1 pseudogene is annotated in these 410 nt (G+C 35.4%); it reads left to right on the forward strand.

Going from position 1 to position 410, the window contains the following annotated elements:
• A pseudogene (locus HMPREF2701_RS11335) lies at window positions 1–410 on the forward strand (DNA primase); the annotation flags it as partial.

A 410-nucleotide genomic window follows, 5' to 3' on the forward strand; every position in this document is an offset into this window, starting at 1 on the left:
AAAACAAATGAAACAGTTGAACCTGTTATTGTTTTTAAAAGTTTTAATCATCGTCACAAGCTGCAGGCAGCAAGCTTACAAGGGATATATAAGAATCACTCTCTTCCTAGAGAAAGGTTAAAAACGATTCTAAAAGGAAGCCATGGACATGTTGGAATATCCTTTGACATTGGTAAACCAAATAAGCTAGTCTTTTGTGAATCGTTTATCGACTTGATGAGCTATTATGAACTTCATCAACAAAGTCTATCAGATGTTCGCTTGGTATCTATGGAGGGATTAAAAAGGTCTGTTGTGGCTTATCAAACTTTACGACTGATAGCTGCAGAAAATCAGAAGTTGGAATTCTTAGATACAGTAACACCTTCAAAGTTATTGCCTTTGATCAATACAATTCGTGATACCACTAC

The organism is Streptococcus sp. HMSC077D04, from assembly GCF_001808785.1.
Taxonomy (GTDB): Bacteria; Bacillota; Bacilli; order Lactobacillales; family Streptococcaceae; genus Streptococcus; species Streptococcus mitis_BX.